Source organism: Fibrella aquatica, from assembly GCF_041321135.1.
GTDB lineage: Bacteria > Bacteroidota > Bacteroidia > Cytophagales > Spirosomataceae > Fibrella > Fibrella aquatica.
The window spans coordinates 37,129-63,539 of the sequence record NZ_JBGGWF010000014.1 but is presented as its reverse complement, the minus strand read 5'-3'; the positions used below and the strand labels follow the sequence as shown (position 1 = coordinate 63,539).

Below are 26,411 nucleotides of genomic sequence, written 5' to 3'. Positions count from 1 at the left end.
TTTAGACATTGAACTTAGTTAAACTTGCGGCAACACAGCAGGGCGTCGGCGTGGTGCTTTGATGGCGTTGGTAGCGGCTAATACCACCATCACAATGACAATTAACCAGGTTGCGTACTTTATGTTGTAGAGCAATCCGGCACCCGTTAGAATCACGTTCAGGATGGATAACGGAATCAGCGATTTCCAGCCGAGGTTCATCAACTGATCGTAGCGGAACCGGGGCACTGTCCAACGTACCCACATAAAGAAGAAGATAAAGAAAAATATCTTACCGAAGAAAACGACTGTACCGATCAGCGTAGCCACGTTGTGCCCGGCCACGTTACCCAATGAACCTACCAGCGCATCGTGTACCTGCGTCATGAACGGGTAGTGGAACCCGCCGAAATACAGCGTTGAAATCACTGCCGATGACGTAAACATGTTGATATACTCCGAAAACAGGTAGAAGCCCAGTTTCATAGAACTGTATTCGGTGTGGTAACCACCCACCAATTCTGTTTCGCACTCGGGCAAATCAAACGGGGTACGGTTACACTCGGCGAAGGCGCAGGTCAGGAAAATAATAAAGCCCAGCGGTTGTGTGAATACGTTCCACTCCCAAACGTTAGCTTGTTCATCCACGATGTGCCGTAACGACAGCGAGCCGGTCATCATCAGAATAGCAATAATCGACAGGCCAAGCGCCACTTCATAGCTAATGTTCTGCGAAGCGGCCCGGATAGCACCCAGCAACGAGAATTTGTTATTTGAGGCCCAACCGCCAATCATGATGCCGTACACACCTAGCGAAACCACGCCAAACACGTAGAGAATCCCCACGTTTACATCAATGCCTTGTACAGCTACGTCGTAACTTCCGTAGCGGATGCTATCGCCGAATGGAATAACGGCGCTCGACATCAGGGCAGTAAGCATGGCCAAACAAGGACCTAGAATGAACAGCCATTTGCTGGCCTGTGCCGGGATAAAATCTTCTTTAAAGAACATTTTACCCGCATCGGCAATGGGTTGAAGCAAACCCAGCGGTCCCGCGCGGTTTGGCCCGATGCGATCCTGCAAAAAAGCCGCCACCTTACGTTCTGCGTAGGTTGAGTAAGTGGCAATCAGCAGCGTTATTCCGAAAATGGCCAGAATGACGAGCGATCTAATGATGAGAATGGTAAGATCCATTAGTAAGGGCGATGGATGCTGGATTTTAGATGCTGGACTAGCGTTACTTGTACAAAAGTCTGATATCTAAAATCCAATGTCTAAAATCTATTCTTTTGCCGAAGGAAGTGTTGGGGCAAACCGTTCGGGTGGTAATTGCTGGATATCTAATTGTGAGGTATCCCGCGCATCGTCGATGGGTTTGTACTGAGCAGCTGCCAGTTTGGCTCCGAATGATGGGACCGTCAGATCTTTACGGTACTTATTGGCTGAAATAACCGACGCCCGCGAGATCTTGGTTGGTCCTTCAATCACCCAATCGGTGGTTTCTTTCTTGTCGAAGCGACAGGTGTTGCAGATAAACTCTTTCACCTCGCCCCATTCGTTTTTGCGCGCCGTTACCCGAATTACTTCGTTGCCCCTATACCAGAGCGATACGTTGCCCGAGCAGGTTGGGCAGTCGCGGTGAGCATCAACGGGCTTGGTAAACCACACCCGGTTTTTAAAGCGATACGTTTTATCAGTCAGGGCACCTACGGGACAAACGTCGATCACGTTACCCGAGAAATCATTATCGATCGCTTTTTCGATATACGTACCTATCTCCGATGCATCCCCCCGGTTCAGCACGCCGTGCACCCGTTTTTCGGTGATCTGATCGGCGGTATACACGCAACGGTAGCACAGAATACAGCGCGTCATGTGCAGTTGAATGAACGGCCCGATGTCTTTTTTCTCGAACGTACGGCGTTCCTCTTCGTAGCGGGTTTGTGCCGCACCGTGATCAAACGCGAAGTTTTGCAGGTCGCACTCGCCAGCCTGATCGCACACCGGGCAATCGAGCGGGTGGTTGATGAGTAAGAACTCGACAACCCCTTTACGGGCTTCCAATACGGCTGGATTCGAGAAGTTCTCAACTACCATACCATCTTGAACAGGCGTAATGCACGAAGCAACTAACTTGGGCATAGGCCGGGGATCTTTGGTCGATCCGGCTGCTACTCGTACCAGGCAGGCGCGGCATTTACCACCACTCCCTTTCAGGGGTTCGTAATAGCACATAGCCGGCGGTGCTACTTCGGGACCAATCTTACGGGCTGCCTGAAGAATAGTAGTTCCCGGTTCAACTTCGACCTCAATGCCGTCGACGGTTACTTTAACTAACTGAACTTGATTATCAACCATGTTGTGAAGGCAGTTCGCTTGCCCAAAAGGGGAGCCAATTATAGAACGACAGAAAAGTTGTCTACTCTGGCAAACGACTTTTCTTTATTGCAAAAATAACGATTCAACCGTCAGAAACCCAACTTTCGGAGGTCAGATACCCAGGCTTCTACCAGAGGCATTTCGGCCTTACCCACGTAGTTCTTATCGGTTAGTAACTGATAGCAGCGCAGCAGGTTATCGTGAATATGTTCGGTCCCCAATGGCAAGTCTAATGCCGCCAGGTCACTACAAATCTTCAGGTTCTGTGTGTAGCCGCTAACCTCATCTTCAAAATCGCGCATCAGGTTATGCTCATTCCGCTCTTGCCAAACGGTGGCGTTGTGGAACAGAATGCTCCAGCCACAGGTCCAGGCTACCCGTTGGGCTACGTAGCTACGCCAGATGTCGGTCATCCGGAAACTACAGTGCGATGGCAGATACAAAAGCGGGAATGCTTCCGGGAACCAGGTGGTATTCTGGCTGTTAAACGCACACCAGGCACCATTCCCCAGAGCTACGTTATCCCGTTTGTCGAAGGAAACCGGAAGCGGCAACGTCAGCCGATAAATGGCATCGACGTCGGGGTTTTCGTCGGCCAGTCCCTGTTGAATAGGGCAAAGCACGTCGGTCATTCCCGGCAATTCGGGAAGTGGGTCATGCAGGTGTTCCAGCGCATAGCCGCGTGGCCATATGTGCTTATCGGTAAAGTACTTATAGACGTTTGTCCAACCCGTTTCGGTAAGATTATGAGCAGAGTGGGTACGTTGCCGGTTTTCCCAAAAAGGGGCGCGCGGGTAGTTGTCATCGTCGGTTTCCAGAATCACTTCGGCCCCCTGTTGCATGGCTACCAGATACCCCAGGTTTTTCCGACCGTAGTGGCGTGTTGGCAGGTCATTGACCAACGAAAAAGGCAACGTCAACTGACGATCAATATCCCAGAAATCGCATCCCGACAGGTCGAACTGAGCGGGCGATTTGGTATCGCCCATCACTACGAATTGTACGCCGTGGGCTACTGACTGGTCAGCACAATCGGTTAATACGGCATTGGGTGCCGAAATCGAGGTGATGACTAAAAATGTATTATCGTTCATATTTTTTTACTTACTCGATCAGCGCTGGTTTGCCCGCAAGGCGTAGCTTAAAGTAATACCAAAGTGTAGACAATGAGTTTTTAATCGCTTTTTCTGACACACTGGGCGAAGGCGCACGGTAATGAATGGGAATCTCGGCAAACCGCTTCTTACGTAGCAGGTAACGTAATTCTGTCTGGTAAAAATGGGCCGTCGATTTTAATGGATAGGCTGTAAACTCAGCTACCGTGCTGGCATGAAATCCCTGAAAACCGGATGTCATATCTTGCATACTACTTCCCAGCAAGATATTCGACATATAGGTGCCAATCTTCGAGAGGAATGTACGCTTGAAATTAGACTGGTATATTGACCCCCCGTTGATGAACCGGCTACCGAAGGCGCATTCATTGCCCTCGTTCAGTACTCGCAGAAACATTGGAATTGCCCGTGGATCGTGAGATAAGCCCGCGTCCATTTCGATAATAATATCGTGACCATTTTTCAGGGCTTCACGGTACCCCCGCAAGTAAGCGTCGACAATATTTCGATTTTCGGGGGCCCAAATGGTTACGAACCGCTTATCACGCGCCGACAGGGCTCTGGCCAGATCGAGGGTTTGGTCTTTGGTAACACTGTCAATTACCATATAGACGCACCCGCACTGTAGCTTGTCTAATTCGTTGGCCAGTGCCGAGGTATACTCAGCAAATTCTTTCTCTTCGTTCGCCATCGGTGTTACAATGGCGAAGTTATTTTCGTAGAAAAGCACGTCAGTAAGGGTGGGGAGTAGAGGCTAGAGATAGTGATTGGTTTCTAACCAATACATACTGGTCAGCTTTGCCTGTGTTATACCGGACAAAATTCAGCATTGCCGGATTGGCGATCAAATTTGTGAAGAAAGGGTCATTTTTATACGTCTCCAGCATGTCGGGCCGAATGTGAATGCAATTGATCTTAAACTGCTCGAAGAATTGCTTCATATTTTTAGGATAATACCGTTCAAGGTACCAAAATTGCCAGTTGTCGCCCAGATAAAGATTGTACATCAACGGGTCGTTACCGGTCATGCTGATGCCACCATTTACCGGTATTTTTTGCAGAAAATGCAACAAATCGGCCGTTGGTGTTGGTTTAGGCTGGTTCGCTACCCGCCAGTGTGGCAGGAGAAAGAAGAGCAATACACCGCCAAAGGCACCATAACGAACCAGTTCAGGGAGAGCAGGTAAGGGGCGAAAAACAACCGAATGAAGCAAAATTCCTGCTACACTCAGGTAAAGTATCATCTGAAACAGGATATAATGCTCGCGCGGATAAATCAGAACGCAGGATATATAGGAAGAAACGAGCATTACGGCTACGCACAGCCAGTACCACCCGTGTTGAGCTACTCGCAACCGTACGCTCCGCCATGTCTGAGGCCAGCTTACCAGGCCAACCAACAACAGTGCCAACGCAATCAGCACATAGCGCCGTCCGGGAAAAACGAACATCGACAGCCAGGGATTGATGAGTATATCGAAAAGGTTGGTCGCCGTAATCTTGATCAAATTGACCACATTGGCACCAATATGCTGCATGAAAAGACCCGGATTCAGGAAAAAAGCGTCGGTCATAGAAGTAACCTCCCGGCCAAAGCCGTGCTTGATAAACAAGGATGAATGCATCCAGGGCGAAGCCGGGATTTCGGGGTGCCAAACCGAATAGTTGAGCGCAAAATGTTGCCCGAAAGCAATAATGCTCCGCCCTCCGGCCAGAGGCGAACCCAAAAAAATGACCAGCAAAGCCGCCATGCTCATAATGCCAAGCAACGCATAGGGCACCTTTTGAGCAGTACGTCGGCGTTGCCAGACATAATACCCTAAGGCAATCAAGCAGAGTAGCAGGAACGAGAGGAAAAATTCGGGGCGGCCATAGGCAGCCAACAGGGCACTACCGGCAGCCGTGGTCAACTTAGTAACCGGCCCTTTCTGATAATTGGCTATGATAAGACCCACCATCAGAAAAAGCATGGTAAAAACCGATACTTTAGGTTGCAACGGCAGGTTAAGCTGGGAAAATAAAAAACAGATAGCCAGAGCGGCACTGATTAGCACACTCACTGTCAAACTCCGTAGCAGACTGTAGAATAAAAGACCGGGTATTATAGAGAGCAACAGACAGCTTACGTAATAGGTATTGATAACGTCGCCAGTGAACTGATGAATAAAGAGGTACCAGGCACTAAATAGCGGAGCCATCTGAATGGGCGGTAACTGTTGCCAGGTAGCAATGAGCCCATTGTGAAAATAGACATCGTCGTCGGTAGCAACAACGTCGATACGATGGGTAATTTTATAGGTCAGCACTAAGCTACTTAGCAGTACAAAAAGGATGCCCGCAAAATCCTTCACTCGTCCAGTAGGCATAATGGGTAGTGGTAATGGAATTGCAAGTTAATGCTTTCCGGCCATTAGGCAGAAATTTATGAGCGTTCGGGGGAACCGTTGGGCCGTATCGACTGGTTTAGGGCTGGCCAACTCTATAGGCAAAACCGGGTACGTACCCAATAAAAAGGGCAACTCACGAATGTAAGTTGCCCTCTACTGTATGCTCCTGAATCGGCTTATACCAGCGCCATATGGCCCTGATAAACAGCCCCAGGCTGGGTGGCCTCAAACGGATTGGTGATGTGCCACTCAAACTCGTCGCGGAAATGGCGAATGGCACTGGCAACGGGCCAGGCTGCGGCATCGCCAAGCGGACAAATGGTATTTCCTTCTATTTTTTTGGCAACATCAACCAACAGGTCAATATCGTGCATGCTACCGTGGCCGTGTTCAATTCGGTGTAGTACTTTCTCCATCCAGCCTGTTCCTTCGCGGCAGGGGCTACACTGCCCGCACGATTCGTGGTGGTAGAACCGACTGAAATTCCAGGTGTTGCGAACAATACAAGCCGTTTCGTCGAAGACAATAAACCCACCCGACCCAAGCATAGTACCTGTCTGGAAACCTCCTTCAGAGAGTGACTCGTAACTCATCAGGCGAGGGTCACCATTGGCTAACTTCAGGGCCAGTTCGGCGGGAAGAATGGGTACCGATGAACCGCCGGCTACCAAGGCTTTCAGATGATGACCATCGCGAATACCGCCACACCATTCGTCGGAATAGATAAATTCTTCGACCGGAACACCCAGTTCAATTTCATACACACCGGGCTTTTTAATATGCCCCGATGCCGAAATGAGTTTTGTACCTGTGCTGCGACCAATGCCAATGGCGGCATAGGCATCACCTCCGTTGTTGACAATCCAGGCCGTTGTAGCAATTGACTCTACGTTGTTCACCACCGTTGGGCATTGGTAGAGGCCTTTCACCGCCGGAAACGGTGGTTTATTGCGAGGGTTGCCCCGTTTGCCTTCCAATGATTCAAGTAATGCTGTTTCTTCCCCGCAGATGTAAGCGCCACCACCGGGCTGAACAACCAGTTCCAAATCGTAGCCGCTGCCAAGAATATTTTTCCCTAGAAAACCGGCTGCTTTTGCTTCGGCAATCGCTTTTTCCAGAATCTTGATCACATACATCAGTTCACCGCGAACGTAGATGAATGAAGTATTGGCCCCCAGTGCAAACGACGAAATGATCATTCCCTCGATGAGTACGTGAGGGAGATTTTTCATCAGGTAATGATCTTTAAACGTACCCGGCTCCGACTCATCTGCGTTGCACACAAGGTAACGGGGTACACCTTCCGGCTTGGCCAGAAAACTCCATTTCATGCCCATTGGAAAGCCTGCGCCCCCACGACCACGAACGCCCGCCTTTTTTACTTCCTCCACCACACCCTCGGGAGTCATGGTTTTCAACGCTTTTTCAACGGCCGAATAGCCGCCCTGTTTCCGGTACACGTCAAGTGTTTCGATGCCAGGTACGTTGATGTGTTCGGTTAATATTTTCTTGCCCATACGAAAGGTTTTACAAGACCAATTAGACGTTTTTTGCAGATTCCATCTCAGCCAGTTTATCTTCTTCAGCCGGATTTTCGGGATTCACGTAAATGGCAATATCATTGTAATAATTCACCGGAGACGACTCAATGCCGGGCGCTTCATTACGATGTTTCGAGTAGGAACGCACTGTAGAGTAATGACAAACAAATGATTTACGGGTTAGCGCATCATTACCAATTCGATTGCCGCCATGCGCTAAACCACCGTGCCACAGTAACAAATCCCCTTTTTTCAACAACAGCGTTTTTCGCTCGATACCAAGCTTTTTACAGGTCTTGTCCAAGTATTTTGAAAACTGGTCGGGCGAATAAAAGGAATCGGGCTTGTAAAGAATTCCCGTACCGAAGTCAAACTTAGGCATCCGGTGCGAACCAGGGTAATAATAAAGCGGTCCAGAATCGGCGTCTACATCTTCGAGCGGAATCCAGGCGGCGGCCAAATGAGACGCGATTTTGGAACGTACCCAGGGGAAATCCTGATGGGTATCCTGCTGACTGCCGTACTTGAATATGAGGCTTTGCAGCACGCTGACCGGTTCGTCGAAAACAGCTTTCAAGAAGGTAGCAATGTGCGGATAAGTCATTACCCGTTTGGCTGCTACCGAGCTATTATGATATTCCAGCAATCGTGATCCAATGCCCGAGAGTTTCTCTTTGGGTACGTCTTTAATCGGGGTCTCTTTCTGATCGTTGAACTGATAAACCAGCGCCTTCAGCGAATGCTGATCGTGCTGTTCAATTGTGTGCTCAACTTCCTGCCATAGGCCATCAACCATCGCTGTTGGTAATGCTCCCTCCAGCACAACATATCCCTGATCACGCCATTGCACCAGCAACGCTTTCAAATCATACGGAAAGTCGGCAGGTACGTTAAAACGAGCCAGGAAGGCATCGATATCAGCACCGGGGCGGTCGATCCAAGGCAACGTATCGGCTTCAAAATCCCGTTGAGGATCATTCAGCTTGTGCTTGGCCATCCGATATAGCCGACGTAGTCTGTCTTTGAATTTACTTTCCATTGTTTGAAGCGGTTTTTGAATAGACTGGATCAGGCACTTAATTCACGAATGATCTCGTCAACTCGCTCATTGGTCAGGTTCATGTAATACTGTTCCCGAATTTGGAATACTGGTCCCATACCACAGGCAGCCAGGCACTCTACTTCTTTCACGGTAAACAAACCGTCTGCAGTGGTTTGTCCGGCTTCGATACCGAGGGTTTGCTTCAGGTGACCATATACGTCTTCGCCTCCCATTAAACAGCATGGTCCGGTACGACAATATTCGATAACATGTTTACCCACCGGTTCAAGGTGGTACATCGTGTAGAACGACGCCACTTCGTAGACCTCAATGGGTTCAATATCGAGCATGGCTGCCACCATATTCATGCCCTCGGGGCTGGTCCAGCCCTCTTGCTCCTGCACCAAGTGAAGCAGTGGTAACAGCGCTGATTTTTGTTTACCAGCCGGATAACGGTCAATGATTTCCTTTGCCAGTGCCAGCCGCTCGGGCGTGAAGGCAACGTTAGGATTTGCTTCAGTAGTCATGGATGGTTCTCTACGCGTCTAATTCGCCTGCAATCACATTCAGGCTACTCATAATTACGATGGCATCTGACAGGGTTGTGCCTTTACACATCTCTGGAAATGCCTGATAGTAGATAAAGCTTGGCCGACGGAAATGCAGGCGATAAGGAGCACGTCCACCATCGCTGATCAGGTAAAAACCCAGTTCGCCGTTTCCGCCCTCTACCGCGTGGTACACCTCACCCACCGGGGCATCAATCTCGCCCATGACGATCTTGAAGTGGTAGATCAGCGCTTCCATGTTTTTATACACTTCCTGCTTGGGCGGCAGGTAGTACTCAGGAGCATCAGCGTAGTAAGGGCCTTCGGGTAATTTATCGAGTGCCTGCTCTACAATGCGCAGACTCTGCCATATTTCTTCGTTACGCACCATGAACCGGTCATAGGTGTCGCCGTTCTCCCCAACAGGAATCTCGAACTCAAAATCTTCGTATGACGAATACGGATTCATAACCCGCACGTCGTAGTCGACACCGGCAGCCCGTAAGTTAGGCCCGGTAAAGCCGTAGCTCAACGCCCGCTCAGCGCTGATTGGCCCCACGTCAACCACACGGTCCATGAAAATACGGTTGCGGTTAAAGAGCTTTTCAAACTCTTTCATCACCGGAGGGAAGTCTTTGAGGAATTTCCTGATCTTACGGATTGCTTCAGGAGAAAGATCCCGCTCCATGCCTCCAATCCGACCCATGTTGGTCGTCAGACGGGCACCGCACATCTCTTCGTAGATTTCGTAGATATTCTCGCGTTCTTCGAAGAGGTACAGGAAACCAGTGAAGGCTCCTGTATCTACACCCAGAATACCATTACAGATAAGGTGATCGGAGATACGGGCCAATTCCATCATAATCACCCGGATGTAATCGGCTCGTTTGGGCGTTTGTACACCCAAAAGTTTCTCTACGGTCATCATCCAGCCGAGGTTATTGATCGGTGAAGAACAGTAGTTCATCCGGTCAGTAAGGGTCGTGATCTGGTAAAATGGTCGCCGTTCTGCAATCTTTTCAAAAGCCCGGTGGATATAACCAATCGTCTGTTCGCCCGACACAATTTTCTCACCATCCATTTGCAGGATGTTCTGGAAAATTCCGTGGGTAGCCGGGTGCGTAGGCCCCAAGTTCAGTGTCGTTAGTTCATTAACGTACTGAATAGGGCCTTCCGGGGTGGCTGGGGTATTACGTGCCCCAACGGCATCTATGCTAAGATCTTCAGTGGTCATAACTGAAAGAGTTAAGAGTTAAAAGTGAAGAATTAAGAGTTGATATGTGTGAAAATGGCAGTTGATGTCAACTCTTAATTCTTCACTTCTAACTCTTAACTAACAAATTTTACCGTCCAAACAGGGCATCAATTTTATCTTCCCGGGTGCCGTCTTCAAGCGGATACTGTTTTCGCATTGGGAAATAATCCATTTCCTCCATGTTCAATATGCGGGTCAGATTGGGGTGACCATCGAACAGGATTCCGTAAAAATCAAACGTTTCGCGTTCCATCCAGTTGGCCGAAGCGTAGAGCACCGTCATACTGGGAATATGAAGATCTGCTTCGGCCAGAAACACTTTGACACGTACCCGGAAATTTTCGGTCAGGCTGTGCGCGTGATAGACTACACAAAATTCGCGACCCGACTCATCTGGATAATGAACGCCCGTTATATCGGTCAGAAAATTGATCTTATAGATCTTATGCTCTTTCAGATAGAGCAGAACAGGGACAATTTGCTCGCGTGTTGCCGATAAAGTGAGAAGGCCATAAGGCTCGTCGAAATCGTACACATCGGCGCCAAATTGCTTAATCAGATCTTCGGCTACAGCCTGGTTAGTGAGCATAGTGAATAAGTTTTAATAACACACGGACTGGTTACTGAATGCCGTATGAATTCAACAGCAACTGATATTCGTCTGTGTTGCGCCGACGGGTGGATTCGTTGCGAGCCATTTCCTGAATCTCCATTAGTCCTTCGATAACCTGCTCAGGGCGGGGCGGACAGCCGGGAACGTACACATCAACGGGAATGATTCGGTCAATACCTTGCAGCACGCTATACGTATCAAAAATGCCACCGCTGCTGGCGCAAGCGCCCATGGCCATAACCCAGCGGGGCTCAGCCATTTGCAGGTAAACCTGTTTCACGATCGGTGCCATCTTTTTAGCGATCGTTCCCATCACCATCAGCAGGTCGGCCTGCCGGGGCGAAAAACTGGGACGTTCAGATCCGAACCGGGAAATGTCGTAGTGAGAGCCCATCGTGGCCATAAATTCGATGCCACAGCATGAGGTGGCAAATGGTAAAGGCCAGAGCGAATTAGCCCGGGCCATACCAACAACTTTATCGAGTGAAGTAGCAAAGAAACCCGAGCCTTCGTGGCCTTCCGGACCCTCTACCATCTTAATAGATGATGACATAATAATAAGTTCAAGGTTCAGGGTTCAACGTGGAAGGGCAGCGTACCTGTTGATGGGTCACCCAGGCCTTACTCGTCAAACCTCAAACTCGTTTGATTATTCCCAATTCAATACACCTTTTCGGATAACGTAGTAAAAACCAGCTAAAAGCAGGCCCATAAACAAAATCATCTGAATAAACCCGGCGGTGCCAAGCTTCAGAAAGTTAACAGCCCAGGGGTACAAAAAGATTACTTCTACATCGAATAAAACGAATAGAATGGCAATCAGGAAATACTTGATCGAGATAGGGGCGCGGGCATCGCCCTGCGCTGGAATGCCACACTCGAAGGGGTCATCTTTCTTCTGGCTGTTTCGCTTCGGGCCAATGTTGTGCGTAACAATCATCGTGACGATGATGAACCCAAGAGCCAGCGCTAACTGAACAAAGATGGGAATGTAATCGGAGGGTAAATACGACGCTGTGTTCATGCTGTTGAACGGCTTTAAAATAGACTGCAAGTTAGCTATAAAACGGCTTACTGGATAACGAGAACGCGTTTGGCTACGTCGAAGCCTGCCGTTTTTAGACGAACAATGTACTGACCCGACGTTAGGCCGGATACGTTGATGAGTTTACGCTCGTTGAACGATGGCACTTTGGTCGAGAATACAAGCTGCCCCCCCAACGTATGTACCGTCAGATCAACGTTTTGCAAATCCTCGATTGTCTCTACCGCAATGTAACCGTTGGCACTGGGGTTTGGGTACACACTTAATCCTTCAGAATTCTCGGTCGACTCGAACAGTACTTCGTTCGAGAAATTAGAATAGCAGGTCAAGTCAGGTACGCCAGCCAGAGTGAATGTTGCTTTGGCGCGCGCTGTGTAAGGGCCGCTAAGTACTGCCTTAGCCACCGCTCCATTCTGGTTATTCAGGAACGCTGAGCCCCGCCGCCAGTCGAACTGCTCATTATTAGGGTATGCAGGTAAAGTTGCCTGCAACGAATACACGCCGATTTTTTCGATAGTTGGCGTTGCCAGTTTAGGGCGCACAGTTAGTGTGATACCCGGCGAACTGGCTGAACGGCAGCCGTATATGTTCACGGCTCTCACGCTATACGTACCTGGATTACCTACGTTCAGTATCCGTTGATTGATGCCGTTGCTCCATTGAGCGGCGCTTTGAGGCGTAACGCCAGCCACAAGCGACAAAACCGAATCGGCACAGATTTGCTGTTGTGAAGCAGCAGCCACTCCCTCCCGCCTTGCCACCGAAACAACAGGAACAACCGGTTGAATGGGAAGACGAACATCGATGGTCGGCGACAAAAACGTGTTGCCATCTGCATTTTTCAGCGTTGCCTGATACTGACCTGGTTGCGTAATGGTCAGGTTGCGGCCAGTTTGGCCTGTTCGCCAAGTGTAGCTGCTATAGCCCGCTGGCAATGTAACATTCACGCTGTTTTCTGACGGACCGCAGGCGACGCTTATGAGGGGCTGTATGGTTGGAAGCAAGGGAATTGAACTGGCAAAAAACACTGGGCTCATGCTCTGATACCAAGCCTGTGCCAGTTGAATCAATCCGTCGCCGGTGAAGTGAACACCATCGGGTCGGTTAGGTTGAATATTATCGGTGAAGGGCCCTGCGTATACGTTGTTGCTGAAAGAATTGATAATATCAGTTTGCCCGCTGGTGATTTTCTCGCTGTTAGTAAATATGTACGGACATTTATCTATACAGTCCTGATTTCCATTACAGTTATTAAAGCAAGTGCCATCGAGACTGCCGTTTCTTGATGCACGGGCTAATATCCAGGCCGGGTAGCGGTTGGTGTCTGTACGGGTTTTATCAACGAGACTCTGCAATAAACGCCGATATTCTTCACGTTCCAGATTGAGGGGCACATTGTCTGTTTCTCCTTGATGCCACAGAATAGCCCGTAGCCCTTGCAACGAACAATAGTAACGCAAAGCGATACGCAGGTTGGCGTAAGGCATTCCTCGCGGGAGGTTTTCGTTCGGGGTACCAAGAGCGAAAATATTTTTGGTTACCTTATCATCGAAGCTTTCTATCCAGTTGCGAATAGTGGTTCCTGCCCAGGCTGTATTGATAAATAAAACAGGTACGTTGTACTGTTGAGCCAGCAGATCGCCAAGTCGGCCCCAACACCAGGCACTTTGTCCCCGCATACCAATTACGGACGTAGCACTTAGTTGCTCAAATACTGGCGCGGGCGGATCGCCCAGCGAGTTGGCAAGCGTGTTGTTATAGCTAACACAGTTAACTCGGTCATCGGCAGCCCCAACCGCCCCAAAGTCTTGAAAACCCTGTGCATTGGATTGGCCGGTAATGATAAACACTTCACCAATGCCGATCTTACGGATTACATCGGTAGCTACCACTGAGCCGTTATAGAATGCCTGTACTTCCAGCCTATACCAACCGCCGGTACCTTTCACCGAACCCTGAAAAACGCCTCCCTGAGCCGATCGCTGAAAAGTTCTCCAGGGCGTGTTGATTCCCTGTCCGGCCACTTCGGCCAGTAAACGCACTTGCAAACTATCGACCGGTTGATAGTAACTCCCCGATAAAGAGAGAGTAGTCGTGTTGTCGTTATCTCGCTGAAAAACGGCGCGACTTTCTGGGTACGTAATCTTAATGCCAGTACTAACAGTCTGAGCAATAGATGAATAACTGAATAATAAAGCTATAATTACGTAAAAATTCCAGCGCATACGTATACTGTTCATAAGTTAGTTGGCGGGTAATGGAGACTCTAAAATTACCCAAATAACACCATCAGTTCAATTACCGATAGGCCACAAAGTTAACGTGTTCTACCGGTGATTATTACAGACCGATCTGTATGCGTTTAGTCACTCTATTGTTGCCCGACCGGATAGCGATAATGTATGGCCCCGGAAGAAGCGATGAGAGCGAAAGTGGATACCGTTCGTTCAGTAATGTGATGGTTGTCTGATATACCTGTTGGCCGGCAAGCGTGTAAACGGTAATTACCGTATTGCTGAGGTCAGCCAGCGCTTCAATCAAGAAATTACCGTCACTGCTTGGGTTTGGATAGACGCTGATGTTTTGATTGGTGTTGGGTAGCTGATACGTATAGCTGTCAGACGGTACTGATAAACAGACAAGAGATGGCGAATACGTAAGTGCGGTTCGTACGCTGTATACACCGCTCTGCGATACGCGCAGTTGCGCAGTTGCTATGTTAAGCGAATCGGCATCACGTTGCCAATAGTAGCGCTCGTTGGCAGGAGCGCCGCTTGCCTCTAGCAGGTACGTGCCAATTTGAGCCAGTTGTGGTGCCTCAGGTCTAGCCCTTGTGGTGGTCGATAGGGGTAGACTCGCTGGCGAGTAGCATCCATTTGCATCCCGAATTTGAGCGGTATAAGTCCCTGACTGACGAACCACCAGATTCTGGGTGGACTCTCCCGTTGACCAGGATGTACTGAGCGGAGAATTGGTCAGCAGCGTTACACTGGCTCCTTCACAGAAAGTGAGCGATCCTCTGGCAGTGAGGTTGGGCGCAGGGGGTAACGGGTTAACTAATACGGTGGCAATGTTTGACTGAGCAGACTCGCAATTAAACTGATTTCGGGTACGTAATGAATAGGTACCGGATTCAGTCACGTTGATGGTGCGGGTTGTCTGTCCTGAACTCCAGAGGTAACTGGCTTCGGTTGTCGAACTGAGGACAACCGCTTCATTGGCGCAAAAAGTCGTTGAGCGACTAGCTGTGAGTTGCGGCGTGGCAGGTAACGGATTGGCGACAACAGACACTACCACCGATGGTAAAGACACGCATCCATTGGCGTCTGAAACGGTCAGTGAGAAATTACCGCTTTGGGAAATGGTTAAACGCTGGGTTTGTTCACCTGTACTCCAGTTGTATGCTACTGCCGGGCTGGCTGTCAGCACCGTATTGTCACCCTGACAGAATGTGGTGGGGCGCTCGTTGGCTATAATTGGTGTAGCAGGCAGTGGATTTACCGTTACGTTGATTGGGCCGGAGCGTTCTGAAAAGCAATTGAATTGATTTCGGGTACGTATCGAGTAGCTCCCCGACTGGGTGACAACAATACTCTGCGTTGCCTGACCGCTATTCCATTCATAGGCATTCTCCTGGCTTGACGTCAGTGTAACCGATTCGTTGGCACAGAAAATGGTCCGACCGCTAGCTGTTACTTGTGGGATAGACGGCACTGGATTAACAATGATCCCGATGCTGTTCGATGGGGCCGACACGCAGCCGTTTTCGTCGGAGATGGTCAGCGAGTAGTTACCTGGCTGGGTAATAGTGAGTTGTGGCGTGCGGGCACCATTGCTCCAATTATAGCTGGCAGCAGATGTATTTACTACCGACAACAGCGTGTTCTCGCCCTGGCAGAGAGTGGTTGATCGGCTACTGTTTACGATAGGAGTAGTTGGCAAAGCATTTACGATGACAGGAACCACGTTAGATGGCGCCGATGGGCAATTAAACGAGTTGCGCGTACGAACCGTATAATTGCCTGACTGTTGCACTACAATGCTTGGTGTAGTTTGACCATTGCTCCACTCGTATCCTGATTCCACCCCGGGAGTTGCCGTGAGTGTCAATGTTTCGTTGGCACAAAATGTAGTGCGTCCGTTAAAACTGATAGTGAGTGGATTAGGACGAGGATTAACTGTGGCGTTTATCACCGAAGATGGCGGTGAAGCACAGCCGTTCTCATCGGCTACGGTTAATGAATACCCGCCCGTTTGCCCAACAACGATACGCTGGGTACGTTCGCCGTTGCTCCACCTATAACTGGCTGCCGGGCTAGCCACCAGGGTTGTATTATCTCCCTGGCAAGATGTAAGCGCTCCTTCGGTAGTGATAGTAGGCCTGGCCGGTAGTGGGTTAATCGAGACTGCAATTGAGTTAGAAGTCAGCGTGCAGCCGTTGATATCTCTTGTCGATACCGAGTATGTGCCGGTACTGGTTACGTTGATCGTCTTACTCGCCGAACCATTGCTCCAGACAATGTTTTGGTCAACGTTGCTGGTGAGGTTCACCTGACCCACTTCGCAAAAACGGGTAGGGCCATCGGCCTGAATAACTGGAGCGGGAGTACTACTGATAAATGGCGTGTAATGAATATTTCCAAGCGCATCTTTCACCTTAGCTCTTACGGTGGTACCTGACGGTTTGGTCACCGATTGTCCTGTTTCTCCAGATTCCCAGAATACTTGCTGGTAGTTGGTGACCGCATACGTTACAGCATTGTTAGCAGCGCAACTCACCGTTATGGTCGGAACCGGAGCCGGACTAATAGGTACAGCATTATTAAAAAACTCCGCTGTCAGACTAGCATTCCAGGCTGTTGCTACATCACGCAGTCCATTATTGTCAAAATGAACATCGTCAAACAGGGGTGCACGCGAGCGGGGGCGCTGAATATTGTCTGTGTTTGGACCGGGAAAAATGTTTGACCCGTTGGCAATTACCAGATTTTGACCGTCAATAATCCTGGGGTCATCTGAGTAAGCATCCCGATACGATGCACGGGCTACTACCCAGGGAATATTTTTGCCAAAATCAGCGCGACTCTGTCTGATTACAGTTTGTAACCTTTCTACGTATAGGGCCGTTGGGGTATCAAATTGATTGTCTGATTCGCCCTGATGCCACAAAATTGCACGCACACCCAGCATATTCGTATAATTCTGCAGAGCTAGTTTAAGGGGAAAATAGGGGTGCTTGAGTGGGTAAGGTTCGGGTAAATAATCGCTTATTGTTGTGTTACCGGTGGCTGTTTCCGCCCAATTTCGTACGGTTGTACCTTCAAAAGCTGCGTTAAAAAAAAGCACAGGTACGTTCAGCCGAGCAGCAAGCAAGTCGCCCAATTTTCCCCAATACCAAGAGCCAATTCCTCTTGGTGCAATAGTTTTCGGTCCATCCAGATGGGTAAATACTGGAAAAGGAGCGTCGTTAGGATATTGCTCCACCTCATATTTGTAATCTACGCAATTAACCCGGTCGTCCTGAGCCGATTCAGTGTCGCGCCGCCGTCCTTCTGCATTTGACTGACCGGCAATGACAAACACTTCTCCAACCCCTACACGCTCAATGGTTTGCTGACCCACCACCTGATTATCGCGCATGAGCCGTATCGACAGATTATACCAACCTCCCTGCATACTGAGCGACCCATTGAAAACCCCACCCTGCGGGCTGGCTACAATGGTTTGCCAATCAGTAGAGGTACCTTGTCCGTTTCTCGCTTCAGCCCGTGCCTCAATTCGTGTAATAGCAATTGAGTAAGTGCCTGTGATACTGACTGATGCTGTATTGGCTGAGTTTCGTTGAAATACGGCTCGAGTGACTGGAAAGGATACGTTGAGTTGGGCAACTGCGCCCAGCGTATTAACTAAACAAAGTACGATGGTAATGCAGAACGCGAACTGTTTCATGGGCAATGAGGAGTCCATTTGGTTGGCAGTGCCATGCTAAGAAACACGCCAGGGTGAGTTGCGTTTGCGATACTACATCCGGAACTCGTGAAAATTTGGTATCAGGTTTAATCAACAGTGGTGGTAAGTATTTTCCAGAGCAGGTCTTTCAATTCGGTAAGACCTTTTTGTTGAACGGACGAAATAAACAAAGTCGGTACATTGGCCGGCAGATTATTTTGTATTTGGTCAATCATCTCGCTATCGGCCAAATCAATCTTTGTAATAGCCAGTATTCTGGTTTTGTCTGCCAGTTCCGGATTGAACGCAACGAGCTCATTGGCCAGTATCTGGTACTCGCCGGCTATATCTTCGCTGGTTGCCGGAATAAGAAACAGGAGTACAGAATTACGTTCTATGTGCCTCAGAAAACGTAGCCCGAGCCCTTTTCCTTGTGAAGCCCCTTCTATGATACCGGGAATGTCAGCGATAACAAACGATTTGTAATCCCGGTAAGCCACAACGCCCAAATTAGGGACTAACGTTGTGAAAGGATAATCTGCAATCTCGGGTCTTGCCGCCGAGAGCACCGATAATAGCGTGGATTTACCTGCATTAGGAAAACCAACGAGACCCACATCGGCCAGTAATTTGAGTTCAAGAATAACCCATTCTTCTTGGCCGGCTTCACCCGGTTGCGCGTGTTGCGGTGTTTGCTGAGTGGCCGACTTAAAGTGTGAGTTACCCATGCCGCCCCGTCCGCCCGGTAGCAGAATCACTTCCTGACCGTCTTCAGTGAGTTCGGCCAATACTTCGCTGGTCTCTGCATGCCTGGCAATGGTCCCCAGCGGAACTTCAATATAAACGTCTGCTCCTTCGGCTCCTGTTCGGCGACCTCCTTCACCTCCGTTGCCCGAATCGGCTTTGATGTGCTTTTGATATTTTAGATGGAGTAAGGTCCACAACTGAGAGTTTGCCTTCAGAATAATGTGTCCTCCGCGTCCGCCATCGCCACCATCGGGCCCACCTTTAGGTACGTGCTTTTCACGTCGGAAGTGCATAGACCCCGCGCCGCCATGCCCCGACCGGCAATTTATTTTTACGTAATCAATAAAGTTTGATGAAGCCACAGTAGTTGTTTGTCTGTTTGCATGTTTGCCTGTCCAGCGATTCAATTATGCTTCAGCACAACCGAACACACAAAAACGCAAACAGACAAACGCGCGGTTAGTTAAGTTGTGCCTGCTGAATTTTTTGGCAGACTAAATCAAAAATGTCATCAATAGTACCAATACCACTGACGGCGGCATACTTACCCTGTTGTTCGTAATGTTGAGCAACGGGCATTGTTTCGTTATTATATACACTCACCCGGCGCCTGGCCGTTATTTCGTCTTTATCATCCGGACGACCTGATGTCTCCCCCCGTTTCAATAAACGACGAATCAGCTCTTCTTCGTCAACAACCAGCGCAACCATTGTTGTAATGCCTGTTCCGTGCTGTTCAAGAAGAGTATCCAGCGCTTCGGCCTGTTTGACCGTGCGGGGAAAACCATCGAAAATGAAGCCCGCCGCCGACTGGTTTTCAGTTAACTTGGTTTCAATCATGCCAATCACCACCTCGTCGGGTACCAACAGACCCTGGTCCATTAGTGATTTAGCGCGCAGGCCCAATTCGGTTCCTGCGGCTATTTGCGACCGCAACAAGTCACCCGTTGATAGGTGTACAAGCTGATATTGCTGAATTAGTTTTTCACTCTGTGTGCCTTTACCGGCACCCGGCGGACCAAATAGTACAAGATTGAGCATGCGGCTACGAAGGGGGATGCGAGGTTGCGTTTGAAAAAGCAACGGCGACAAATTTACAAAACGAAAAGGCGCAGACAAACCTGCCTGCGCCCTCTGCATAAACTCATTCTCAACTATTACTTGGCAGATCCTTTTTTAGGAGCCGCTTTTGCTGCTGGCTTAGCTGGTGCCGCCGGTGTTGGATTCAAAAATTCTTTCGCTTCCTTATCGTTCGGGTCCAGTTCAAGCACTTTGTTGGCATATTCTTTTGCCTTCGCATCATCTTTCTTGGCAATGCTGTTCTGAATCAGGTACCGGTAGGCGGTGATCAGGTACTTCCGGTTCTGATCACGCGTGGTAGCACCTGTTTCCGGGTTTGCCTGTGCAACAAGTGCCTGTTCGATAAACTTCTCGTAAAGAGGTACAGGATAACCGTTTGCCAATGAAGCCTCGCGACCATTCGCGAAGTAATTCGACTGAGCACGGTAATAATAGGCCAGCGGGTAAGGAGTACCTATTTTTTCTGCATTCTCAGCAAGCTTAGCAAATGCTGAGTCTGCCTGCATAAAAGCCATTTTACGGGCAACCTGTTGTTGTGCAGTATCAGCAATCATCTTCGGAACCTGGAAACCATACTGATAGTAAGAAAGGCCAAGCTTCAGGTAATCGTTATTGCTTGGTTTCTCTTCCTTGTTGATAGCCTGTTGGAGGTACATTGCCGACTTATCATACCGCTTAGTTGCATAGTATTTGTCGGCTACCTCTTTGTAAAGGTTCTCTGTTGTATCATTTGGTGCAGCCTGCAACAAATTCACAATGCTCAATGAATCACCTTCGGGTGTACCAAGTTGCGCCTGAGCGCGACCCAGGTATTTATAGTCATCGAAGATCACCTTCTCTGGAGCCGTGCTAATGAACTTGCCCAACGATTGAACAGCCTGTTCGTTACGGCCAAGAGCCACACTCGACCAACCGGTCATACGGTCAATGATAGGGTCTTTCACCTGCCCTTTCAGCTTGTCCAGATAAGCAAGCGACTTTTCGTGCTCGCCAGCCAGAAAGTAGTACTTAGCTACGTTCAGCAACAATTCCGGGTCTTGTGTGCCACTTTTCTGAACGTACCTGTCATAAATCTCCGATGCTTTTTTGTAGGCCCTTGAACCAACCAGCGCATCGGCATACGAACGATACGTAGGAGCAAATTCAGGGTCAGCAGCCAAGGCTTTTTCGAAGAACTCCTGAGCAAGCTTATACTGCTTACTCCGCAGATACAACTGACCGATTTTAGCGTTTGCTTCGGCCTTTGTTGTATTGTTCGACACAGCGGCCAATGGGCCATCAATAACGTCTTCGTAACGGCTAACGGCTGGTCCGCCTTCGTTCCGCAGGGTATAGGCATCGCCCATCGCCATTGGAATCTCAACGTTCTGGTTTTTTTTGTCCAGTACCTTAGCCCGTTCCAACAGCTCAATGGCGCGCGCCGGATCGTTGACTCCCTTATCACCTTCGAAGAGGGTGTACATTTCGCCCGCACGGAACAGCACATCGCTGTTTTTCCCTTTGGTTGCAGCTACGGCTTCGTCAGTTTTTGTCTTGGCCGTGGTCAGATCTTTCTTAGTCAGAGCCACTCCGGCCAGACCTACGTTGTTGAGCTGATTTTTGGGATCAGCTGCTAATCCTTTTTCAAAGGCCGCCTTCGCTTCGTCTGCTTTTCCGGTTTTCAAGAGGAAATAGCCCAGATAAAACTGGTTTTCGGCGGTTGGAGCCGTGGACGCCAATTGCTTGAACGTTTGCTCCGCCTTCGGAACGCGCTCTGCCTCAAGGTCTTTCAAACCTGATGCAATATCCTGAGCGGTGGCTGGTACCAACGTTGCAGCCCCTAAAAATAAGGTGGCTAGCAGGGCGTTTTTGGGTTGGTTCATTCGCATTCGTAGGTTGTTAGTAAAACGAGGGTGCTTTAATCGTAAAACAAGGTGCAAAACTAAAAAATTGCGTTCAAACAGAAAAAAACGTCTGCTTATCTGAAACGTACTTCTCTATTGTACGGCACCTGAGGCCAAAGCCCTAATTTTTCAATCAACAGGCTGCCGGCATCCCGTATCAGGTAATTGGTTAGCCCACTGCCCAAACCAGGATGGGCTTCACGGCTCAAAATATACACATCACGACGCAGCGGATAATCTTTCAATCCCAATGCCTGCTGGAAAGGCTGAAAATAATCAGCCCGTGAACCGGGGTTTTCTTTCTGCGAAAGCCCCACAACCCGAATGTTCTTCGACAGCTCGGCCGATACGTCTCCGTCACCATCACTAATCCAGTTGACCCCGATAAACCCTATGGCGTCGGGATGTTGCCTTACGTAATCAATCACTCCCTTATTTGAGTTGGCCGTAGTGATCCGCAGTCCGTCGAGGTTTTTCACCCCAAATTTATTCAGCACATAATCCAGGTTACTAGAATTGGGATTATCAAACACCAGCGTAACGGGCCCTGTCTGATTTCCTCCCTTTAACTGCGACCATTGGGTAATTTGTTTGGTAAACAGATTCTTTAGCTCACTGACCGTCATCAACGAATCGGTGTTTGAGTTGTTAATGATCAGTGCTACACCATCTGTTGCAATTCGGGTTGCTGACCCCACTATTTTATTCTGGTCCAGGCCACGTTGCTCATTGGCTGTTAGTTTGCGCGAGACAATGCAAATTCTGGCTTTGTCTTCAAGCATTAGACGTATTGCCTCCCGCTCTGGTTTAAAGACCAGCTCAAATTTTGTTCTTGGATAAAGCAACTCGTATGTTCTGGTAATTTCTTCGGTAAGTGGCTGATACGATTCATCGGCAGCTACTGTAATCTGCCCTTGCGAGGGACTATCCAGCTTTTTCTCTTCTTTGCATCCAAACAAGAGTGCGCCTATAAGCAAAATACCGACTAGGGGGCGTGTGCGTGAGATCAATCGTGTAAGTGGTAAGGCAGAGAAACCGTTGCCTATACACCTATTAGATGCGCCGACAACGGTTTTTCCACAAAAAATGAACGATAACTAGCGCACCTATTGACTACGAAACTGTTGAAACGCTCTGAAGCCCCGGAAAGCCCCGTAGAGAATTAACAGAACAGCCAATGCATAGCGAAAAGGGCCGTCGGTAATGATAAAAGCTAAAATTCTGCTTAACGGACCGTCGGAGTCAGCTATGCCAAAAGACTGAGAGGAGGCTATCAGTGCGATGCCTCCTCCCAAATATGCGACCGATGCTAAAACCGACAGATAAAACCGAAGGTTTTCGGCAAGGCGATTGTTGTCGCGACTCATGTTTACTCCAGCTGGAAGCTGATAGGCAAGTTATACTTCACCCGAACAGCGCGGCCAGACTGTTTCCCTGGTTTCCACTTAGGCATCGACATAACCACCCGGCGGGCTTCTTCATCAGTACCAAAGCCAAGACCTTTCAGAATCTGTGCATCGGTAATTGATCCGTCTGTGTTCACGGTAAAGCTTACGAACACCTTGCCCGAAATGTTGGCCCGCGATGCGGCAGCCGGGTATTTGATGTTTTTGCCTAACCACGCATACATGGCAGCCTGACCACCAACAAATTCTGGGTTTTGTTCTACCACCGTAAAGACTTCGTCATCTTTAGGGGCAGGCGCTTCAACCACGACTTCGGCTCTTGAAGGGCCAGCTGATGCTTCCGGTGCAGCAATTACTTCTTCAGCATTGGGGTCACCTTCCTGCGTTTTCTCAGCGGCTACAGCTTCCTTCAGTTCTTCAACAGCAGGAGGCGGTGTTTCTTCGGGTACTTCTTCATCCGGTTTTACTTCGGGAGGAAGAAATTTAACCGTGTTCACCTTAGGCAATTCAACCGGCGGCGGTGGTGGTGGTGGTGGTTCGTTTGGATCGATTGGTGGCGGTGGCAACTTCATCAGATCAACTTCTACCATCGCTTCCTGCGTCTCCTCGGGTGTTAATATATCGAGCAACGTTGGTGCAAACAGGGCGAGAGCCGTGATTGCAGAACCAATGATGAGCGCACGAGTAACAACCGCAGGATAGCCTTTACGTAGAGCATAGGCACCGTAGGCCTTATTCCGGTCGGCAAACACGATATCATCGAGTGTTGCCTGATTTGGTTTTTCTGCCATGGGTTTAAATCTCCTCTAATTTTGCTTTGTCTTTCAACAGCGTCTTCTCATCAGGCGTTAGTAGATCAACCAGCGCATAACGCTTGATTTTAATAATCGCCATTTCATCCAGAAGATCTACCATGTTTTTGTAGGTAGATTCTTTCGTTGGTTTCAGTACGACCACAAACTTGTCGCCTGGTACTGTTTTCGCGCTTTCCTGGATTGCTTTCCGCAGATCATAACCAATCGAAACGGTTTTCAATTCCGGATCTTCTGAGGCAGCTTTACCCATAATGTAATGGGCTTTGTTGTCTTTCCCCAGAAAGATCGTCATCACGTTAGATGCCTTCAGAGGCTCTGTTTCCTCTTTTTGTGTTTTGTCCGGTACGTTCAGCGTCATCGAAGATGGCTTGCTGAGGGTGGTAGCCAGAATGAAGAAGGTAATGAGCAGGAAACCAAGATCCACCATAGGCGTCATATCGACGCGGGTAGATGCTTTCTTGGACCGTACCTTACCACCATCATGCTTACCACCACCACCACCGGTGTTAATTTCTGCCATGAGAAAAAATGTTTTAGGTGTTTATCTCTTTCAACTTGTTATCTGTTTGTTGGATGCACCGAAGTGGCAAATTCCATAAAAACAGGTCAATTAAATTAGATAAACAGCGTTTCTGTTAGTCTGCCTTCCAGCCAGCCGGTGGTGCTTCAGTACCGGTGATCAGGTTGAATTTGTTAATATTCTGTGCCTGAAGTGTGGTCAGAACATTTTTGAAGTTCGAGAACTTAGCCAGGTTATCACCTTTAAGGGCAATACGAAGACCGTTATTAGACTTACGGCTGTTATAAACCCAGTCTTTAAGCTCGTTGGTTGGACCCGCACCCGTGGTATCCGTCGGAATGCCAGGCTGCTTCACCTTCGCCTGCTGTTCTTTAGGCAGATTCAGGTACGACTTAAGTTGGGCAATGGGCATACCGAAGTTGCTCATCAGGGCAAACTCTTTCTTTTCCTGCTCGGTGAACGTGATGCCTTTTGCTTCGGCAACGTTTTCGAGCATGGCGATGCGGGTTGGCTGTCCGTCGACACCGAAATAAATTTTACCTTCCTTATCGAGGGCAATAGTCATGATGTCTGTGTCAGGCACCTTGATAGACGAAATCGACGAAGGCGTTTCGATGGCTGCAGCATCCTGCGACCGGAATTGGGCAGTCAGGATAAAGAAGGTGAGTAGCAGGAAGGCTACGTCACACATCGCTGTCATATCGACCGATGAACTGGCCCTTTTAACTTTAACTTTTGGCATTGATTTGGTCCGTTAAGGGTTAGCCCGCCCGTTTGAGCGGGCTAACCGTGTAAATAACGTCAGAAGCCGGCTTAGTTATGCGCAGCAAAGTTCTGCTGGATGCTCAGGCCGATTTCGTCGATGTTGTAAGTCAGCGTATCGATCCGGCTCGTGAAGTACGAGTACATGATCGTAGCAATAGCTGCTGTACCGATACCGATAGCCGTGTTTACAAGGGCTTCAGAAATACCGGTCGACAGAGCGCCTGTGTCTGGCTGTCCAGTTGCACCCATGGCGGCGAAGGCACGAATCATACCTAATACCGTTCCAAGCAGGGCGATCAGAGTAGATACCGACGCCAGCGTAGCGATGATCGTCAGGTTTTTCTCCAGCATAGGCAGTTCCAGTGTAGTTGCTTCTTCTACTTCTTTCTGAAGGGCAACCAGTTTCTGCTCTTTGTTCATGCTGGTTTCTGTAGTCAATTGCTGATACTTCAGCAGGGCCGTTTTCACTACGTTTCCGATCGAGCCTTTCTGCTTGTCGCACTCAGCAATAGCAGCTGAAATCTCATTCCGGTCAAGCTGGCCTTTTACTTTGCGAACGAAGTCATCAATAGAGCCTGATCCATTGGCGCGGCCAATGGTGATAAAACGCTCGATCGAGAACACGAACACGCACAGAAAGCAAGTGAACAGAATAGGTACGATAAAACCACCAGCGTAAACGGTTCCGAAATAATCACCGGGTAGGGGTAATTTGGTGTTGTCTCCATCCTGGAAGTGTTTGCCATCTCCGAAAATGAAATGGTAAACCAATTCGGCGATGATGAATAGGATCGGGATAACAAATACCGGGTTCAAACCACCTGACGATTTCTTCGGTGCGGCTGCCTTAGCGGGTGCGGGGGTTGCAGATTGTGTCTTCATTGAACTGTGTACTGTTGGGGTTGAATTGAAAGTTAGGTTTTGAACGTAAAAAAAGTGAAAATTTTACAACTGTGACGTTTCGGGAAATAAAATTCCGAAAAAGCCCACTAAACACGCTTACAAATCTACGTTTTTTCTGTCCATATACAGATACGCTATCTTTGTAAAAAAATTGTGAATTGTAATTTTCCTACTATTTCGTAGGACAAAAACCCATGCCGAAGACTATAATCTGTATAGTTTATATATTGACTGTCAGCTAAGTGAATAAATAAGGCTGACTAAAAAAAAGTGTACTAAAGATTGGACTTTTGGGGGAGCGCGTCGTTGCATAGGTAAATCAGATTATGCGTGTAGAGTCAATTATCTTTGATTTTTAATAGATGCGGGCGGTATCCTTTTTGCATAAGACAATGTCTAAATTCAAAATTGTGCCCCTCGTACGCATCCCAAGACG

22 protein-coding genes are annotated in these 26,411 nt (G+C 48.8%); all 22 read right to left on the bottom strand.

All coding sequences use genetic code 11. The features are described 5' to 3' along the window. Positions 1-18: 18 nt before the first annotated feature. The 22 genes from nuoH to ACAW87_RS22670 all read right to left on the bottom strand — a co-directional run bounded on the left by nuoH (position 19) and on the right by ACAW87_RS22670 (position 25,954). Positions 19-1,176: an NADH-quinone oxidoreductase subunit NuoH gene (gene nuoH, locus ACAW87_RS22775; RefSeq protein WP_370725958.1), complete on the bottom strand. Its 1,158-nt coding sequence runs from the start codon at positions 1,174-1,176 to the stop codon at positions 19-21. A gap of 87 nt (positions 1,177-1,263) precedes the next feature. Then, positions 1,264-2,340 (bottom strand): NADH-quinone oxidoreductase subunit G, encoded by a 1,077-nt coding sequence (locus tag ACAW87_RS22770; RefSeq protein ID WP_370725957.1) that lies wholly within the window; start codon positions 2,338-2,340, stop codon positions 1,264-1,266. A gap of 110 nt (positions 2,341-2,450) precedes the next feature. Then, on the bottom strand, positions 2,451-3,455 hold the full coding sequence (locus tag ACAW87_RS22765) for an STELLO glycosyltransferase family protein (RefSeq protein ID WP_370725956.1): 1,005 nt from the start codon (positions 3,453-3,455) through the stop codon (positions 2,451-2,453). A 10-nt stretch (positions 3,456-3,465) separates the two neighbouring features. Next, positions 3,466-4,206 carry a glycosyltransferase gene (locus tag ACAW87_RS22760; RefSeq protein WP_370725955.1) on the bottom strand — a complete coding sequence of 247 codons (741 nt, stop codon included), beginning with the start codon at positions 4,204-4,206 and terminating at the stop codon, positions 3,466-3,468. A gap of 1 nt (position 4,207) precedes the next feature. Then, on the bottom strand, positions 4,208-5,842 hold the full coding sequence (locus ACAW87_RS22755) for a hypothetical protein (RefSeq protein WP_370725954.1): 1,635 nt from the start codon (positions 5,840-5,842) through the stop codon (positions 4,208-4,210). Positions 5,843-6,039: 197 nt separating this feature from the next. Next, the gene (gene nuoF, locus ACAW87_RS22750) at positions 6,040-7,380 is read right to left on the bottom strand and encodes an NADH-quinone oxidoreductase subunit NuoF (RefSeq protein ID WP_370725953.1); all 1,341 of its coding nucleotides are present in this window, start codon (positions 7,378-7,380) and stop codon (positions 6,040-6,042) included. A gap of 22 nt (positions 7,381-7,402) precedes the next feature. After that, positions 7,403-8,443 carry a phytanoyl-CoA dioxygenase family protein gene (locus ACAW87_RS22745; RefSeq protein ID WP_370725952.1) on the bottom strand — a complete coding sequence of 347 codons (1,041 nt, stop codon included), beginning with the start codon at positions 8,441-8,443 and terminating at the stop codon, positions 7,403-7,405. 29 nt (positions 8,444-8,472) lie between these two features. Next, positions 8,473-8,973, bottom strand: coding sequence for an NADH-quinone oxidoreductase subunit NuoE family protein (locus ACAW87_RS22740; protein ID WP_370725951.1), 501 nt, complete (start codon positions 8,971-8,973; stop codon positions 8,473-8,475). 10 nt (positions 8,974-8,983) lie between these two features. Next, positions 8,984-10,228, bottom strand: coding sequence for an NADH-quinone oxidoreductase subunit D (locus ACAW87_RS22735; protein WP_370725950.1), 1,245 nt, complete (start codon positions 10,226-10,228; stop codon positions 8,984-8,986). A 109-nt stretch (positions 10,229-10,337) separates the two neighbouring features. Next, positions 10,338-10,838, bottom strand: coding sequence for an NADH-quinone oxidoreductase subunit C (locus ACAW87_RS22730; protein ID WP_370725949.1), 501 nt, complete (start codon positions 10,836-10,838; stop codon positions 10,338-10,340). Positions 10,839-10,869: 31 nt separating this feature from the next. Then, the gene (locus ACAW87_RS22725) at positions 10,870-11,415 is read right to left on the bottom strand and encodes an NADH-quinone oxidoreductase subunit B (RefSeq protein ID WP_370725948.1); all 546 of its coding nucleotides are present in this window, start codon (positions 11,413-11,415) and stop codon (positions 10,870-10,872) included. A gap of 96 nt (positions 11,416-11,511) precedes the next feature. Beyond that, on the bottom strand, positions 11,512-11,886 hold the full coding sequence (locus tag ACAW87_RS22720; protein WP_370725947.1) for an NADH-quinone oxidoreductase subunit A: 375 nt from the start codon (positions 11,884-11,886) through the stop codon (positions 11,512-11,514). Positions 11,887-11,933: 47 nt separating this feature from the next. Continuing rightward, a complete protein-coding gene (locus ACAW87_RS22715; protein ID WP_370725946.1) occupies positions 11,934-14,147 on the bottom strand; it encodes a sialate O-acetylesterase in 2,214 nt (737 codons plus the stop codon). Positions 14,148-14,247: 100 nt separating this feature from the next. Beyond that, entirely contained in the window at positions 14,248-17,856 is a 3,609-nt protein-coding gene (locus tag ACAW87_RS22710; RefSeq protein WP_370725945.1) for a T9SS type A sorting domain-containing protein, read from the bottom strand. Between the two features lie 107 nt (positions 17,857-17,963). Then, a complete protein-coding gene (gene obgE, locus ACAW87_RS22705) occupies positions 17,964-18,965 on the bottom strand; it encodes a GTPase ObgE (protein ID WP_370725944.1) in 1,002 nt (333 codons plus the stop codon). A 97-nt stretch (positions 18,966-19,062) separates the two neighbouring features. Next, positions 19,063-19,644, bottom strand: coding sequence for an adenylate kinase (locus ACAW87_RS22700; protein WP_370725943.1), 582 nt, complete (start codon positions 19,642-19,644; stop codon positions 19,063-19,065). Between the two features lie 116 nt (positions 19,645-19,760). Then, entirely contained in the window at positions 19,761-21,545 is a 1,785-nt protein-coding gene (locus tag ACAW87_RS22695) for a tetratricopeptide repeat protein (RefSeq protein ID WP_370725942.1), read from the bottom strand. A gap of 95 nt (positions 21,546-21,640) precedes the next feature. Then, complete coding sequence (locus ACAW87_RS22690; protein ID WP_370725941.1) at positions 21,641-22,576, bottom strand: PstS family phosphate ABC transporter substrate-binding protein; 936 nt, start codon at positions 22,574-22,576, stop codon at positions 21,641-21,643. 359 nt (positions 22,577-22,935) lie between these two features. After that, positions 22,936-23,763, bottom strand: coding sequence for an energy transducer TonB (locus ACAW87_RS22685; RefSeq protein WP_370725940.1), 828 nt, complete (start codon positions 23,761-23,763; stop codon positions 22,936-22,938). 4 nt (positions 23,764-23,767) lie between these two features. Further along, on the bottom strand, positions 23,768-24,307 hold the full coding sequence (locus ACAW87_RS22680; protein ID WP_370725939.1) for an ExbD/TolR family protein: 540 nt from the start codon (positions 24,305-24,307) through the stop codon (positions 23,768-23,770). Between the two features lie 115 nt (positions 24,308-24,422). Continuing rightward, positions 24,423-25,049 carry an ExbD/TolR family protein gene (locus ACAW87_RS22675; protein WP_370725938.1) on the bottom strand — a complete coding sequence of 209 codons (627 nt, stop codon included), beginning with the start codon at positions 25,047-25,049 and terminating at the stop codon, positions 24,423-24,425. 71 nt (positions 25,050-25,120) lie between these two features. Next, entirely contained in the window at positions 25,121-25,954 is an 834-nt protein-coding gene (locus ACAW87_RS22670; RefSeq protein ID WP_370725937.1) for a MotA/TolQ/ExbB proton channel family protein, read from the bottom strand. Between the last annotated feature and the right edge of the window lie 457 nt (positions 25,955-26,411).